This window comes from Oceanobacillus sp. B139/18 (genome assembly GCF_055524595.1).
This window is the reverse complement of the sequence record NZ_JBVFXI010000006.1, coordinates 69,097-84,329: the sequence shown is the minus strand read 5'-3', so window position 1 is coordinate 84,329 and position 15,233 is coordinate 69,097. Positions and strand designations below refer to the sequence as shown.

15 protein-coding genes are annotated in these 15,233 nt (G+C 34.8%); 9 read left to right on the top strand and 6 right to left on the bottom strand.

Features of this window, described 5'->3' with window-relative positions:
- The first annotated feature begins 165 nt into the window (after positions 1-165).
- Positions 166-729, top strand: coding sequence for an HAD family hydrolase (locus ACZSMY_RS17030; RefSeq protein ID WP_368900989.1), 564 nt, complete (start codon positions 166-168; stop codon positions 727-729).
- A 265-nt stretch (positions 730-994) separates the two neighbouring features.
- Here the strand turns inward: ACZSMY_RS17030 and ACZSMY_RS17025 are convergent, their stop codons facing one another.
- Entirely contained in the window at positions 995-2,695 is a 1,701-nt protein-coding gene (locus tag ACZSMY_RS17025; RefSeq protein WP_368900959.1) for an acetolactate synthase catalytic subunit, read from the bottom strand.
- Between the two features lie 18 nt (positions 2,696-2,713).
- Positions 2,714-3,451 (bottom strand): SDR family oxidoreductase, encoded by a 738-nt coding sequence (locus ACZSMY_RS17020; RefSeq protein WP_368900958.1) that lies wholly within the window; start codon positions 3,449-3,451, stop codon positions 2,714-2,716.
- 110 nt (positions 3,452-3,561) lie between these two features.
- On the opposite strand from ACZSMY_RS17020, the gene ACZSMY_RS17015 reads away from it, so the two are divergent.
- From ACZSMY_RS17015 to ACZSMY_RS16980, 8 genes are all read left to right on the top strand, one after another.
- Entirely contained in the window at positions 3,562-4,638 is a 1,077-nt protein-coding gene (locus ACZSMY_RS17015; RefSeq protein WP_465148025.1) for a zinc-dependent alcohol dehydrogenase, read from the top strand.
- Between the two features lie 16 nt (positions 4,639-4,654).
- Positions 4,655-5,602, top strand: coding sequence for a phosphotriesterase family protein (locus tag ACZSMY_RS17010; protein ID WP_465148024.1), 948 nt, complete (start codon positions 4,655-4,657; stop codon positions 5,600-5,602).
- Position 5,603: 1 nt separating this feature from the next.
- A complete protein-coding gene (locus ACZSMY_RS17005) occupies positions 5,604-6,629 on the top strand; it encodes a TRAP transporter substrate-binding protein (protein ID WP_368900956.1) in 1,026 nt (341 codons plus the stop codon).
- A gap of 172 nt (positions 6,630-6,801) precedes the next feature.
- A complete protein-coding gene (locus ACZSMY_RS17000; protein WP_465148023.1) occupies positions 6,802-7,275 on the top strand; it encodes a TRAP transporter small permease in 474 nt (157 codons plus the stop codon).
- Between the two features lie 2 nt (positions 7,276-7,277).
- The gene (locus ACZSMY_RS16995; protein WP_465148022.1) at positions 7,278-8,558 is read left to right on the top strand and encodes a TRAP transporter large permease; all 1,281 of its coding nucleotides are present in this window, start codon (positions 7,278-7,280) and stop codon (positions 8,556-8,558) included.
- Positions 8,559-8,589: 31 nt separating this feature from the next.
- Complete coding sequence (locus ACZSMY_RS16990) at positions 8,590-9,984, top strand: NAD-dependent succinate-semialdehyde dehydrogenase (protein ID WP_368900953.1); 1,395 nt, start codon at positions 8,590-8,592, stop codon at positions 9,982-9,984.
- 182 nt (positions 9,985-10,166) lie between these two features.
- Positions 10,167-10,937, top strand: a complete 771-nt coding sequence (locus tag ACZSMY_RS16985; RefSeq protein ID WP_465148021.1) for an IclR family transcriptional regulator — start codon at positions 10,167-10,169, stop codon at positions 10,935-10,937.
- Between the two features lie 412 nt (positions 10,938-11,349).
- Positions 11,350-12,123, top strand: a complete 774-nt coding sequence (locus tag ACZSMY_RS16980; protein WP_465148020.1) for an excalibur calcium-binding domain-containing protein — start codon at positions 11,350-11,352, stop codon at positions 12,121-12,123.
- 112 nt (positions 12,124-12,235) lie between these two features.
- On the opposite strand, the gene ACZSMY_RS16975 is transcribed toward ACZSMY_RS16980, so the two are convergent.
- Genes ACZSMY_RS16975 through ACZSMY_RS16960 form a run of 4 tightly spaced genes read right to left on the bottom strand, consistent with a single transcriptional unit; the run spans position 12,236 to position 15,166 of the window.
- Positions 12,236-12,907, bottom strand: coding sequence for an N-acetylmannosamine-6-phosphate 2-epimerase (locus ACZSMY_RS16975; RefSeq protein ID WP_256705083.1), 672 nt, complete (start codon positions 12,905-12,907; stop codon positions 12,236-12,238).
- Positions 12,908-12,911: 4 nt separating this feature from the next.
- A complete protein-coding gene (locus ACZSMY_RS16970; RefSeq protein WP_465148019.1) occupies positions 12,912-13,784 on the bottom strand; it encodes an ROK family protein in 873 nt (290 codons plus the stop codon).
- Positions 13,785-13,794: 10 nt separating this feature from the next.
- A complete protein-coding gene (locus ACZSMY_RS16965; protein WP_042529741.1) occupies positions 13,795-14,472 on the bottom strand; it encodes a FadR/GntR family transcriptional regulator in 678 nt (225 codons plus the stop codon).
- Positions 14,459-15,166: a FadR/GntR family transcriptional regulator gene (locus ACZSMY_RS16960; protein ID WP_256705082.1), complete on the bottom strand. Its 708-nt coding sequence runs from the start codon at positions 15,164-15,166 to the stop codon at positions 14,459-14,461. Before ACZSMY_RS16960 ends, ACZSMY_RS16965 begins: the two co-directional genes overlap by 14 nt.
- Positions 15,167-15,233 lie beyond the last annotated feature (67 nt).

Below are 15,233 nucleotides of genomic sequence, written 5' to 3'. Positions count from 1 at the left end.
TCATAGCATGTTTTGATGGAGGGCGGGTGATTTCGAAGGGGAGTTTGGAGAACTTTATTTGAAAGCATCTTCTTCTAATGATTAGGAAAGATGCTATTTTCACGATATAATGTACATGAATTAATAGAAGGATGAAACGTGAATAAAAATGAGAGGATGAAATGGATGGTAACTCACATCATATGGGATTTGGGAGAAACATTAACGACCCCGCCAAACGGAAGAATGGATGAAAAACCGCTTACGGAATATCCGGAAATAGAATTAAGGGAACATGTACTGGAAGTGTTGGAATCCATAAGTCATATGGGTTTAAAGCATGCGATTCTCAGCAATACAGCAACCAGTGACAGCGACGTTGTTCGAAATCTATTAAAAAGATTACATATTTTAGATAGATTTGAATATGTCTTTGCGACGAAATCAGAGCTGGATCCAGCTATTCCAGAAAAACCGGATGGCATCGTATATCACAACGTATTGGATGCACTGAACATCAAGCCTCATGAAGCGATTATGATAGGTAATACATGGGACACGGATATTATTGGAGCTAATAAAGTTGGGATGCATTCAATTTGGCTGCAAAATCCGGAGGTTTCTGTAAGAAAGGATTTTGATGAGAAGGTTATTACACCTCCGTGGATTGTGCCTGTTTGGGATGTGAAGCAGGTGCCGAGAGCGGTTGAGTTGATTGTTGGTTGTGGTAGGGATAGAGAAAAAGTGTAGTATGGATATTTCTTGATTAGGTATGTCAATCAAAGAAATTAATTGAATTGCATACAACCAATAATTAGAATCTAGTAAATTAACTGATGTCTCAACTGTTAATACGTTGGAAAATTATCAATAGGAGGGTGTTAGTTTAAATCGTAGGAAAGATTTGCAACAGTTTATATAGTGCTTTGTGGAGTATTATTAAAGAAAAGGACGGCGACATTCTATAGTCCTTTTCTTTAATAATTAATGTTTTCTGTTTATAAATAATTAGTAATTATACTGTTTCCAAAGGTTCCATAAAAGGTAATGGCGGAATACAATCCGGATCGATAATCAAATCAATTAATACACTGCCTTTGTGATGCATAGCCTCTTCCAACTTTTCCTCTAAATTATCTGTGCTATCTATTCTTATTCCTTTAATATCGCATGCTTCTGCAATTTTTACATAATCAACTTGATTTAAAATACAGGCTGAAGTATGCTTTCCCCATTTAGCTACTTCTGCATGCTTCTGATATCCTAAAACAGTATTATTGATTACAGCAATAACTACATCGATCCCTTCTCGGTTACATGTTTCGAGTTCACTCCATACATGGGCAAAGCCTCCATCGCCAGATAAACAGAATACTTTCTTGTTTGCTGCTAGTTTACTTCCCATAGCCATGGGAAGCCCCCACCCTAATCCAGCTAAACCTCTCGGAAAAATAAATTTTCTCTGATTATAGGCATCAATATAATTTGCCGTCCATATAGAGGAAAAGCTGGCATCAGATACAATGATATGATCATCATCTAAGACGTTGTTGATATTCTCCATAAATTGTTCAATTCGTAATTTAGTATGTTTTTGTTCAATGATTTCATTTACTTCAACTTTATGTTTTTGGCGTGCATTTGCAATTTTTTCAACAGCAATATTTTTAGCGGCATTTTTATAATTTTCTGTCGTTAAATAGTAATAAAGAACATCAAGCGTTGCCTTTGCATCACCTAAAAGTCTTAATGAAGAATAATTTCTTCCTATTTCTGAGTGATCAATATCAATGTGAATATACGTAGCATCTTTAGGTAGCAACGACCAAGTGTCTGTGCCATTTTGATTAGTCCTATTCCCAATCAAAAGGATTAAATCAGATTCCTGTACAAATTCCTTTAAAAATTTTGTACGTCCGCGTTTCCCCATATAATACCCTATTGGCCCAATTGTAAGAGGATGATTTTCATCTACAGTACCTTTTCCCATAGTTGTCGTAGCCACAGGAATAGAGAATTCTTCTTGTATTTTTTTCAGAATATCACTAGCTCCTGACGTGTTGACTCCGCCTCCCGCATATATAAGAGGAGAGGAGGATTTGCTAATTAATTCTACTGCTTTTTTAATTTGCTCTATATTAGAAACTGGACGGTCTAGCGGGTAGGAACTATAGCTTTCTTCGTTTGAATAAGTGACTTCATTTTTTGTAGTATCATAGAAAATATCTTTAGGGCATAATAGAACGACAGGGCCTGGTTTTCCAGAGGCGGCCTCAATAAAAGCTCTATCGACAAGTTCTTCTATTCTGGCGGGACTATTAATTTTCTTAGTCCATTTAGAAACTCCTTGAAATAATGATACCTGATCCAATTCTTGAAAAGCATTTCTATCCTCATCACTTAATGGGACATCATCTACAATTGCAACCATAGCATGTGATGATTTTAATGCCTCTGCTAATCCAGGAACTAATAAAGTTGCAGCAGGCCCATTTTGTGCTGCGACAACAGGAACTTTTTGAGAAATCATTCCATATCCTTGAGCCATGTAAGCGCCTGCATTTTCCTGCCTAAAACCAATTTGTTTTATACCGATTGCTTCACTAGCTAACATAATTGTTTGAGGATTACTTTGTCCGAATATATATCGAACGCCATTTTTATAAAGTGTTTGTGCGAATCTTTCTGCGTTTGTCAATTTTAAATGATTTTCCATTGAGAAAACCCTCCCTAATTATCCTATAAATGATCCACCGTTAATATCAATTGTAGCCCCTGTAATATAACCAGCTTCATCCTTAGCTAAGTATTCCACCAAAGAGGCAACTTCCTCTTTTTTTCCCATTCTTTTAATAGGGTTTTGTTCTAAAAAAATTTCATTTACTTGATTTGATACCCCATTTGTCATATCACTTTCAATTCTGCCTGGAGCAATACAATTTGAAGTAATATTATATTGACCATATTGAGCAGCAATTTGCCTGCTTAGTCCAACTAATCCAGATTTTGTGGTTGCATAATGTAAACCGGCAATTTTTGCAGCAGTTCTTGCAGTTTGAGAAGAAATCGTAATAATCCTTCCCCAATTTTTATCTTTCATGGATGGAAGGGTATGCTTTATAAATAAGAAAGCACTTGTTAAATTTGTTGATATTACCTTATTCCATTCATCTAAATTGATATTTTCTATTGTTCTTGCAATTCCATTCTCTTTAGGGGATATGCCGACATTATTGATTAAAATATCAATTCCTCCATGCTGAACAAGTATATTTTTAATCGTATCTTCTACTTTTTGTGCATCATTTACATCTAATCGAAATGTAAAGATATCATTATAAAATGGAACTTTTTCTAATTCAGAAAATGAATTGTCAACGACAAACACTTTAAAGGTATTTTCTTGTATAAATCTTTTAGCGATACTGCACCCAATTCCATTTCCACCACCAGTAATTAGAACATTTTTCATTATTTTTGCCACCTGTATATAATTCCACAATGCGAAATGTAGTTCCGTATTAATTAAAATCTATACTATATCAATTTATTTGAATCGTCAATAAAATTCTGAAGTTTTTATTGACAAACGAAATCATCGGTTTTATTATAAGGATACCACAATGCGAAATAACATTCCGAATTAAGGAGGGGTTAGAAATTAAAAGTATTTGTGCAGTAAAAAAGAATAGTGAAACCGATATTGATATTGTTGAAAAGCAATTAAAAGAAATGAATACAAATGAACACAAAGTGAAAGTTCTATATGGGGGAGTTTGCGGTACGGATATGAAACTAATTGAAGGAAAGTATCCCATCGATGATAACAAATTACCTTTAACCATTGGACATGAATTTGTAGGAAGAATCGAACAAGTATCAAATGATTCCGAAGCATTTCAAGTAGGCGATTATATTGTTGGAAAGCCTACATTGAAAAGTTGTATGGAATGCGAAAATTGTAAAAGTGGATACATTAATTTATGTAAAGACAGAGAAAGATTAGGAATAAATGTTGATGGAGCATTCACCGAATATATTAATTTATCTGAAAAAAGTTTAATAAAAGTTAATTTTTTAAAGGATGTTAAAAACGGTGTCTGGTTGGAGCCGATTAGTGTTGTTGCAAGAGGTATCAATACACTCAAATTAAAACCAAATTATAGCGTATTGGTAACTGGGGCAGGAGCAATCGGTGTACTGACCATTCTTATGCTGAAGGATTATGGCGTAGATATTACTGTGTTGGGACTAGAAAGTGATTGTACTATTTTAGAATATTTAAAAGAAAATCAGTTTATTGATGGGTATATGATAAAAAGTAGTGGTAGTGAAAATTATAATGCTGTAATTGATTGTACCGGAAATGAAAACGCTATCAATAATTTGTTAAATTTATCCGCTAATAGAGCACAGGTGCTTTTATTAGGAACTAATAAATTTAATATGAATGTAAACTTATCATTAATAACTTATAAAGAACTAAAAGTGACAGGTACGATTGGAGCCAATGAATCAGATTGGATTGATGCTGTTTCATTTTTGAAAAAGAGAGAAGATGTGTTATCAGGGTTCTTAAATATCATACCTTTTGAAAATACGATATTAAGTATTCACAAAAGGCATCCTTTAAAGATTAAAAATATGATTCAATTATAAGTGAGGGGAAAATATAATGGTAACTACAAATTCCGTTTTGGGCGAGGTAGAAATTGAAAATTTAGGAGTTACACTTGTGCATGAGCATATGACAATAAGATCGGATGAATTGTTCTGTCAATTTCCTCATTTATTTGATGTTGATTATGAATTAAAAAGTGCAATAAATGAAGTGAAAAAAGTAAAGAATTATCACGTTAAAACAATATGCGATCCAACCGTTCTTGGACTGGGTAGAGATGTGAATTTTATAAAACAAATCTCGGAAGCAACTGGTGTAAATATACTTGTAGCTACAGGAATTTATACGTATAACGATATTCCTATTCATTTCAGAAATCAGTCCGTTGATTACATGAAGAAACAATTTATAAGAGATATTGAAACAGGTATTCAAAATACGGATATAAAGGCTGCATTCATTAAATGTTCATCAGATAAGCAGGGAATTACTTCAGATATTGAAAAAGTTATTCGGGCAGCTGCCAGGGCAAATCTTGAAACGGGTAAACCTATAATGACACATTCTTATGCAGCAAATGAAGGTGGATTAGAACAAGTAAGCATGTTATTGGAGGAGGGAGTTAAACCTTCCCATATTTTAATAGGGCACACAGGAGACAGTGATAATTTAAGTTATGTAAAAAAGTTGCTTGATAAAGGTGTATATATTGGAATGGATCGATACGGGCTAGACAAGTTTCTTCCTACAGATAAAAGAAATACTATTTTAATTAAATTACTTAAAGAAGGATACGAGAATCAAATCTTCCTATCTCAGGATTATTGTTGCAATACAGATTGGTATAGTGAAGAACATAAAAAGAAAGAGTCTCCAAATTGGAGCATGAGTCATATATTTGAAGCGGTAATTCCTAAGCTGCTGGAAAATGATATTTCTGAAGAGAAAATTCGTCAAGTAATGGAAATAAATACAAAAAATTGGTTACGAGGAGTGATTTAAAATGAAAAAGATATTATTCTTACTTATTTGTTCGATGTTTATTATAGCTGGCTGCTCTGGACAAGAAGAAAATTCAAATGCAGAGGGAGGAAACGGGGAATATGTCATCCGAGTTCCTCTGTTAGGTTCAGAAACGAATTTTGTTAATAGAAGCTATGAAGAATTTAAACAAAACATTGAAGAGCGAACAGATGGACAGATAGAAGTGCAAATTTATGGAAGCGGAACATTGGCAAATGCGGAAGAGCAGCAAATGGAATTAGTAGATACAGGAGATGCAGAATTAACATCTATTGCAACTGGTATTATAACAAATCATGCAGGAGCCAACTCTTTTGGAATATTTGATGTGCCTTTTATGTTTACTGATGATGAAAAATTATATAATTTTTTGGATAGTGAATTAGCTACCCAATTAGATGAAGAATTAGAAGAAAAATTAAATGTAAAAGTAATTGGTAACTATGACATGAAGGGATATAACGTGTTTAATAATGTCCGCCCGGTAGAGTATCCAGAAGATTTAAACGGTTTAAAAATAAGATCCTCTCCAATTGATTTGCAAATAAACCTATTTAGTGAATTAGGGGCTAATCCGACTACAATTGCTTATGGAGAAGCTTTTACAGCGTTACAGCAGGGAACAATAGACGGTATTCATACAGCGACTGCTCTAGGATGGACAGACAAGTTCTATGAAGCATCCAATTATTTAACATTGACACGCCATGTCGCGCTAGTCCATTACATCATGTTAAATGAAGATTTTGAGCAGAGTTTGCCGGAAGATTTAAGAGAAATTCTACATGAAGAGTTAGATACATTAGTTGAAACGGCAAGGACAAATGGTACAGAGACGGATCAACAAGCTCTGCAGGAAATTGAAGAAGCTGGAGTAGAAATAACGGAACTTACAGAAGAACAATTTGAAGCATTCCGAAATGCTAGTGAAAATACTATTAATGATGCAATTGAAAGTGCTGGAACAGATTTTTATAATGATGTAGATGCGTTAATCAATGAATAGTATGTCTCCTCTCTTTATATTGTAATCTTTTAAAAATAAGAGGAGAGCGAGGATATATGTAAAACTGTAAAGCTTAACGTGAAAATAACAAAAGATTTTGGCGTTTTCATGTTGAGCTTTATTGTTTAGTTAGAACTTGTACTGTAAGTATTCAGTATTGGGAGGAGTTTAAATGAAAGGAAAATACTCTTTTGAAGTGGTTATTAGCGCGGCCATTTTAATCATTATCATTGTAGTATTATTCTTAGAAATAATATTAAGATATTTCTTAGGGGCTTCTTTGATTTGGGGAGAAGAATTGTCTATCTACTTATTCGTCTGGTTTGTTTATATTTCTATGAGCTATGCAATTATGGCAGATTCCCATATCAAAGTGGATTCGCTAAGCAATTTGGTACCTAAAAAGTATAGAATTTATTTTACTCAGATAGGTATTCTAATTTGGATTGTATTCTCTTGTATATTTGTTTACTTTACATTTAATTATGCATTGGATGCCATGCATCAGGAAAGGGTCTCCGTGGCTACGGGATTACCGTTATGGTTGGTTTATGCAGGAATTCCGCTAGGATTTTTACTTACAATAGTTAGATTAATTGTAGAATTTATTAATAATTTTAAAGTTTTAAAAAGAAGTGGGGAATAAGTATGGGTCTATTATTACTTTTCTTAGCTATAGCTGTTGTGTGCTTATTATTTAATTTACCAATAGTAATCGCTATCGGGGTCAGTACGTTAGTCTTGATTTTTATGGAACCAACTTTTCCTGAACAAGTTATCACGCAAACTTTATTTAGTGCAGCAGGTTCTTTTCCACTTCTTGCTATTCCTTTCTTTATTTTAGGTGGAGAAATAATGAGTAATGGCGGGATGGCAAAAAGAATTATTAATTTAGTTCAAAGTATCGTAGGATCTTTTACTGGCAGCATAGGTATTATCACGATATTGGCAAGTGCTATATTTGCAGCTATTACAGGATCTGGACCAGCTACTGTAGCTATCATTGGCGGGATAATGATACCATATATGATGCAAAATAATTATGATCCAAGGTACGCGGTTTCAATATCTGCAAGCAGTGGATCACTAGGACCTATTATTCCGCCCAGTATTATTTTTATAGTTTATGGAATTGTAGCTAATGTTTCTATTGGTGATATGTTTATTGCAGGTGTAGTTCCTGGAATATTAATAGTTATTTCATTACTTATACTTAATTATTTTATTAGTAAAAGAGAAGGATATAAAGAATCAGAATCAAGAGAAAGAAAAAGTTTTTGGAGAGAATTGAATAATGCTAAATGGGCAATCCCTACACCTTTTTTAATACTAGGAGGAATTTATGGAGGGGTTGTTACCCCAACGGAGGCAGCAATCATACTAGTTGTATATACTTCAATTGTTTGTGTATTTATCTATCAGGAGATTGGCTGGAAAAAATACTATGAGATTCTTGTGAAAACAGTAGCTACTTCTGGCGGGATAATGATTTTTGTTGGATTTGCTACACTTTTTGGGAAGTATTTATCTATTAAACAAATACCCCAAACATTGGCAATGCAAATTTCGGAATTTACGACAAATCCAATTATTATTCTGTTAATAATTAATATCTTCTTATTAATAGTAGGAATGTTTATGGAGACGGTAGCAGCAATCTTAATTTTCGTTCCCTTATTATTGCCGATTGCTACAACGATTGGTGTTGATCCAATACATTTTGGAATCATCGTTTGTTTGAATTTATCTATTGGGATGATAACTCCTCCATTTGGAGTTAACTTATTTATAGGAAGCAAGATAGCAGGGATAGGCTTTGAGAAGACTTTTAAATTTTTGAAATGGACTTTAGCTACATTAATTATTGTATTACTTATTGTAACTTATGTTCCAGAAATTAGCTTATTCCTAGTGGGATTAATTAAATAATAATGAATTAATGAAAGGATGTTTGTAGGAAATGAATGATTATTTGGAAGTACTTAACCCAGCTACTGGAGATTTAATAGAAAGAATAAAAATCCATAAAGACAGTGAAATTATAGAGAAGATAAGACTAGGACATGATGCTTTTAAACAATGGGCAAACCTAGATGCATACAAACGATTCGGTTTATTAAATAAGTGGTCAGGATTAATAAAGGAAAACAAGGTGGAAATAGCGAAAGTCATGACATTAGAGAGTGGCAAGCCGCTTTCAGAATCGTTGAATGAAGTTGATTATGCAGCAAGTTATATAGATTGGTATGCAGAAGAAGGGAAAAGGGTATACGGAAGAAGTATCCCATCTAGTTCCGTTTCTAAAAAAGCAATTGTTTCCAAAGAACCGCTTGGTTTAGTTGGGGCAATTACACCTTGGAATTTTCCAGCAGCGATGATGACTAGAAAAGCAGCTCCTGCTTTAGCTGCAGGTTGTACATTTATTGTGAAACCTGCAGGCGAAACTCCAATTACTACAATAAAACTTGTTAAATTAGCCCATCAAGCTGGTATACCTAAAACAGCTGTACAATTTGTTATTGGGTCGGGTAAATTGATTGGAGACCTATTTACCAATAGCAAACTAATCCGAAAGATAACTTTTACTGGATCAACATCCGTGGGAAAAGAACTTATAAAACAGAGTGCAACAAATGTTCAGCATGTATCTATGGAGCTCGGTGGACATGCTCCTTTCATTATTGCTAGAGATGCAGATTTAGATTTTGCAGTGAAACAGTTAATTCTATCAAAGTTTAGAAATTCAGGGCAAACCTGTATTTGTGCAAATCGTATCCTTGTGCATGAAGATATTGCAGATTCTTTTACAGAAAAGTTAAAAAAAGCAGTAACAGAACTGCAGGTTGGTAATGGTTTAGAAGAAGATGTACAGGTCGGTCCCGTAATTAACAGGAAAAGCTATGAAAAAATTAAATTTCAAATTGAAGATGCAGTAAGTAAAGGTGCAAAAGTAGTCATTGGAAATAAATATAATGTGAATACGGAAAAAGACACTTATTTTGTTTATCCAACTATTTTAGCTAACGTTACAGATAAGATGGATATTATGCAAGAAGAAACGTTTGGTCCAGTTGCACCAATTGCAATATTTAAGAATAATTGTGAAGCGGTTGCCATAGCAAACAGTACGCCTTTTGGACTTGCTGCTTATTTCTTTACAAATGATTATCGAACCGGGATGTATTTTCATGACCAATTAAAATTTGGAATAATAGGTTGGAATGACGGGAGCCCTTCAGCAGCATATGCTCCATTTGGCGGTTTGAAAGAAAGTGGACTAGGACGTGAAGGCGGTTTGGAAGGGATAGAAATGTACCTGGAAACCAAATATTTATCTATAGGTAATTTGAGTTAAATAACACTCATTCATGTTATCATTTTATTCAATCATATTTTAATCTATAATAATAGTTAATAAGTTATTTTGACGAAATAGTGATTAATTAGAACATACATGCTCTATTTAAATTGTCGTTTTAACTGTTTATACAAAAATGAATATTAATGAAGAATATAAATAAAATAAGGAGAATTTAAATGAGCACTGATAATAATAGAGACTTGATACAATCTATAGTTAAAATCCCTCTTGTATTGAATTTGTTTTCAAATAATAGCTATTTGTCATTACATGAAATTCATATTAACTCCAAACTTTCTAAAACTTCCGCTTTGAGGCTTTGTAATTCATTGGTAGAAATAGGGTTTTTGGAGAAGTTTACTAACGGTAATACACCTTATTACCGTTTAGGAATTGAACTATATAAATTAGGGAGACAATTCGCAGAGAAAATTGATATTCGTGACTCTGCAAAAGGTTATTTAGAGTCTATCTCTAGAAGATTAGGTGATAGCAGTTACTTATTTGTTGAAAGAAATGGGCAGGCTATGTGCCTAGACAGTGTAAAAGGAGATTACTATATTCAAACTTTTACAACGAGTATAGGGGACTCTATTTCTTTTAATTTAGGTGGAGGACCTCAGGCAATGTTCTCTTTTTTTCCACCATCTAAGCAAGAAGCTATTATTCAAAGTTTACATTTAACTGCGGAGGAAGAAAAGAAAACGCGAAAAAAATTAGAGGAAATTAAAAGAAAAGGCTATGCATTTAGCATTGGAGAACTTTATCAAAATACAGCAGCTATAGGTGTCCCTATATTTGATATAGATGGTAAAGTTGCAGGAGCTCTTAGTGTCGGCGCTATTTCTAGCCGTTTTTCTGAAGAGAGGGTGCCGCTTATACAAGAGGTACTAAAAAGCGCTGCAAAAGAATTATCTCAAACACTTGGTTATCATTTGGAGGAATAAATTGTGTGATGAGAGTTTATATTTTATTAAGCAACTATGGGAAGGAAGCATCTTTTCCATGGTTTTTTTTTGCTTGAAAATAAAATAAACATATAAAAATTAAAATTCCAACAATTATAAGGATAATTATTCAATTTTTATCAAAACTAGCAAACAATACTTCATTTTCTCTTGTTTTTTAAGGAGTAATTAACTATGATTATAGTATTGTGTCTTTATATCCTGTTACAAATGCCGAATACTTTATAAACGGTATAAACAAAAGCATAAATAACGAACTTTATACATTATTACATAATAAGACAAGCAATCATTCAAGCAGGTAAATAGGATAGAGATGCAAAAATAGACAAAGCTGCTTCTTCAGTTATTTTGAGTTGCAGTAACTTATTAAAAAGGGGAGAAAAGAAAATTGGTTTTTGCATTACTGATTCTAGGGGTTTTAGTTTTAATTTTTTCATTTATCTATATCATTTCCCATGTCGTTCAGAAGAGTCTTCTTAAGCGGGAAAAAGTATTAAATAAACGGTTATTCTATAGTACTGCAATAAGCGGAATAGTTTTGATGGCTTTTGGAATAGGCCTTATTGGGTCAGACGAAAATACAGTGAAGGTAACAGAGTTAACAGAAGAAAATACAGAACTCAACAGTGAATTAGAAAGCATCCATGCTGATCATGAACAAGCACTTACGGAGCTGGAAGAGCAGCATACATCTGAGATTGCAGAACTGGAAAGCAAGCATGAGGATGCAATAGCTGATTTGACAGCAGAGGCAGAGGAAGCTTCTGACGACATAGAGGAGTATGAAAAGCTGGTAGCATCCTTGGAAGAGGAAAATGAGCAAATTAACTCTCTAAATGATGAAGTTGATGCACTATCTGAAGAAAATGAATCCTTAAAGGGCGACATTAGCGACTTGGAGTCTCAGGTGACAAGTGCAGAATCCAGTTCGGCTACTGCAAGCTCCAGCGGCAGTTCTTCAAGCTCTGAATCCGGATCTGGCTCTAGCTCCAGCTCAGAATCTGATTCTAGTTCGGGTTCGAGTGAATCATCCTCTAGTTCCAATGTGCAATATCAGAACTGTACGGCAGCAAGAGAAGCTGGTGCAGCACCAGTGCGTGAAGGTGATCCTGGATATGGCCCTCATCTAGATCGGGATGGAGACGGGGTTGGATGTGAGTAAGTCATCCACTGATACATCTCTTTAAGAAAAAATTTAATAATAGAAGAAAATGAAAAACAGCTGTGGAGGGTCGGTACCACCTCCATAGTTGTTTTTCATTAAGCAGAAATAGTTAATCTTCCAAAAATCGCTTCGTAATCTCTTTCGGTCTGGTGATTGCTCCGCCGACAACACTCGCATAAGCACCTAAATCCAGACAACGCTTAAACATCTCTGGAGTGATGACATTTCCTTCTGCAATAACAGGGAGTTGAACTGCTTCCAATACGTCCTTTAAAAACTGAAAATCATGATGATAGAGTTTTTCTCCGGCTGTTTCTTCTGTATACCCGTGAAGGGTGGTGGAAATACAGTCAAATCCTAAACGCTCAGCTATTTTTGCGTCCTCTAATGTAGCGATATCCGCCATGATTTCCACAGTGCTGTTCTGACTGCGTATATAATCTACTAATTCGCTAAGCTCTATCTTATTTGGCCGTTTCCTTGCAGTTGCATCAAGAGCGATCATTTCACAGCCGCTTTCTAAAAGTTCATCTATTTCTTTATAGGTGGCCGTAATAAAGACAGGGCTGTCAGGATAATCTCTCTTAACAATACCTACGATTGGCAGGCCCACTTCTTTTTTTATTTCCAAAATATCTTCCTTTGTGTTAGCGCGGATGCCGGCAGCACCGCCTTCTTTTGCTGCTAATGCCATTTTAGACATAATAAAAGAACTGTGCAGCGGTTCATCAGGTAATGCCTGACAGGAAACGATTAAAGACTTTTCCACTTTTTCTAGCATGTTATCAATCCTCCTTAAAGAATGGGAAGACTGCTCCGTATAAAGCAGCATCGTTATAGAGTTGCGCTATTTTCAATTCGGTATTTAAAAAATGAGCTGGCAGGAAAATAGTTAGCTGATTTTTAATGAGATTCAGCAGATAGTCCCCTTGTCTGGAGATTCCTCCGCCAATTAGTATTATCGCAGGGTCTTTCATTAGAATGATTTGGGCTAAACCTTTTGCTACTTCTGCGGTCCATTTGTAAATCACATCGTAGCATTTCATGTCACCGGAGCGCGCCAGTTCAAACGCTTTTTCAGCATGAAATGCATTTCCAAGTTCACTTTTTAGCACATTATTCAGTGCTGAAGTGGAGGCTCTTTGCTCGTAATTCAATTTGGTCTCGGGATCATATAAAAGGTAGCCAATGGAGTCGGCTTTTAAATTAGCTCCATCAAACAATCGATGATTATCGTAATGAGCGCCTCCGATGCCGGTACCGAGCGTTAAGCAATATACGTTGTCTGCTCCTTTGGCAGCGCCTTTCCAAACTTCGCCCAGCATGGCTGCGTTCACATCATTTTCAACATATACAGGTACATTCAATCTTTCCGTCAGTCTTTTTTTAAAAGCCGTTCCTGCGTAGTTGGGAATCGTTGGGCCGGCATAAACGATTTCACCTTTATTTCTATCAACGATTCCAGCTGTGCTGATGCCGACTCCTGAAATCGTGTATGCGTGCTTTTGTTCCGTAATAATGGCTTCTACTTGGTGATAGATGGCATCGTCTATATTTACTTTTGTCTCCACTTTGCTTTGGAATTGAAAGACGTGGTTCGTATCCATCACGCCATATTTTATGAACGTTCCACCAATATCTATCGATACATAATTCACCTTCCACCACCTAAACTTTCTTCGTATTATTTATGTGAGCCGTCAATAGACTTTTTGCTCCTTCCACATCCTTGTTAATTAGCATATCTACCATTTTTTCGTGTTCATCATTTATTTTTTGAAATTCTTGATGTGTTATATCGATACGTGATGCAGATTCAAAAAAGTAGCTGGTTATCATATTGGTCATCTGTATAAACAACACATTATTCGTGGCTTCTAACAGCTGTTTATGGAAGTTCATATCCGCTTCTATAAACGCTTCTCTTGTCACGGCTTCTCTATTATTTATAACTGACTCTTTCAGTTTGAGAAGATTATTGTTATTTTCAATTTTAATAATCTCTTCCATTGCGCTGGATTCAAATATGACACGCAGGCTTTGAATGTCTTTTAAGTCGCCGCCGTTCACCTGCCATAGAAAAAAGAAGCTATCAAGTAATTTGTCAATATTCGATTCATTTAAAATAGCACCTTGCCCTTGGCGGACTCTGGTTACACCTGTATTTTCCAGATAACTTAATGCTTCTCTGATCACAGAACGGCTCACCCCGAATATTTCCATAAATTTTCTTTCTGCGGGGAGCCTGTCGCCTGCTTTTAAATTATTATCGATAATGTATTGTTTTATTTCTTGAATAATTGTTTGTTTTAAAGATTTTCTTTCCGATGCATTAATTGGTTCCATCTTCTTTTAACCCTTCCATTTCATAAATATAGTCAAAGATAGGTTCAAAATGTACAGACATGATTTTATGACTGTATTCTAAATTTTTGTTTTTGAGACCTGCCAGTATTTCGCTATGCTCCTTGTAAGATGCTAACAAGTCTTTTTTGCTTTGCATTAAATCAATTTTTACAAGCGAGAAATACTCTTGAATCACCTCGGTGAAATTATAAAACGTTTCATTATCTGCTTCTCGGATAATATGCTGGTGGAACAGCTGATCATATTTTTTGGTGTCCCAATTATGGGTAATTGCTTGGTAGTACTCTTGATTCAAGCTTTCCAGGTAATCGAAATCTACATCTAAATTTTTTTCGATAATCAGCCTTAAAGCACCCAGCTCCAGAATTTTTCTGATTTCAACCAGCTCTCTAATCTTTACGCCATGAGCTTCATAATGATGTTTGAGAATGGATTTAATTGAACGGAAATCAGAGTCCCCTACAAAAACTCCGCCGCCGGGTTTGATTTTTAAGATACCAATAGATTCTAAAGATCTTAACGCCTCTCTTACTACCGTTCTGCTTACCTGCAGCTTGGCAATAAGTTCTTTTTCCGTAGGCAGTTTATCATTTTCTTTTAATTTATTTTCAAGAATATATGTTTTAATCCTATCCATTGCTATTTCTACTAATGATGTTTTTTGAATTGCCATCTACACCACTCCTAATAGAATAATCATAACACATAAGGAAGCAGCATAAGCAGAAGGCAAAAAAGAA